This window comes from Pseudoalteromonas sp. NFXS39 (genome assembly GCF_040148775.1).
GTDB lineage: Bacteria > Pseudomonadota > Gammaproteobacteria > Enterobacterales > Alteromonadaceae > Pseudoalteromonas > Pseudoalteromonas apostichopi.
Map to the genome: position 1 here is coordinate 1 of NZ_JAGDEC010000020.1, position 1,397 is coordinate 1,397.

2 rRNA genes are annotated in these 1,397 nt (G+C 50.8%); both read left to right on the forward strand.

The window, feature by feature from the left end:
* A 23S ribosomal RNA gene (locus J3455_RS19770) occupies positions 1-1,170 on the forward strand; the annotation flags it as partial.
* Positions 1,171-1,294: 124 nt separating this feature from the next.
* Positions 1,295-1,397, forward strand: a 5S ribosomal RNA gene (gene rrf, locus J3455_RS19775); the annotation flags it as partial.

Consider the following 1,397-nt stretch of genomic DNA (forward strand, 5'->3'; position numbering starts at 1 on the left):
TAAGCGGACGGGAGCCGCAGTGACCAGGTGGCTGGGACTGTTTATTAAAAACACAGCACTGTGCAAAATCGCAAGATGACGTATACGGTGTGACACCTGCCCGGTGCCGGAAGGTTAATTGATGGGGTTAGTTTTCGGACGAAGCTCTTGATCGAAGCCCCGGTAAACGGCGGCCGTAACTATAACGGTCCTAAGGTAGCGAAATTCCTTGTCGGGTAAGTTCCGACCTGCACGAATGGTGTAACCATGGCCACGCTGTCTCCACCCGAGACTCAGTGAAATTGAAATCGCAGTGAAGATGCTGTGTACCCGCGGCTAGACGGAAAGACCCCGTGAACCTTTACTACAGCTTGGCACTGAACATTGAACCTACATGTGTAGGATAGGTGGGAGGCTTTGAAGCAGAGACGCTAGTCTTTGTGGAGCCGTCCTTGAAATACCACCCTTGTAGTTTTGATGTTCTAACGTTGGTCCCTAATCGGGATTACGGACAGTGCCTGGTGGGTAGTTTGACTGGGGCGGTCTCCTCCCAAAGAGTAACGGAGGAGCACGAAGGTTGGCTAAGTACGGTCGGACATCGTACGGTTAGTGTAATGGTAGAAGCCAGCTTAACTGCGAGACAGACACGTCGAGCAGGTACGAAAGTAGGTCATAGTGATCCGGTGGTTCTGAATGGAAGGGCCATCGCTCAACGGATAAAAGGTACTCCGGGGATAACAGGCTGATACCGCCCAAGAGTTCATATCGACGGCGGTGTTTGGCACCTCGATGTCGGCTCATCACATCCTGGGGCTGAAGTCGGTCCCAAGGGTATGGCTGTTCGCCATTTAAAGTGGTACGCGAGCTGGGTTTAGAACGTCGTGAGACAGTTCGGTCCCTATCTGCCGTGGGCGTTTGAGAATTGAGAGGGGTTGCTCCTAGTACGAGAGGACCGGAGTGAACGAACCGCTGGTGTTCGGGTTGTCATGCCAATGGCACTGCCCGGTAGCTACGTTCGGAACTGATAAGCGCTGAAAGCATCTAAGCGCGAAGCAGGCCTCGAGATGAGTTCTCACTAGACTTTTAAAGTCTCTGAAGGGCCGTTGAAGACTACAACGTTGATAGGCAGGATGTGGAAGTGGTGCGAGCCATTAAGCTAACCTGTACTAATTACCCGTGAGGCTTAACCATACAACGCCAAACGCGTTTTATGACAGCGTAACAGACAGAAGTTAAGAAACTAAAGTAGACATTTACTTGATATCAGAATTCCAGATTTTAGTTGATTGCCAAGGCGATTAACGACCCAAATTTGCTTGGTGACAATAGCGTTTTGGACCCACCTGACCCCATGCCGAACTCAGTAGTGAAACGAAACAGCGCCGATGATAGTGTGGCATTTGCCATGTGAAAGTAGG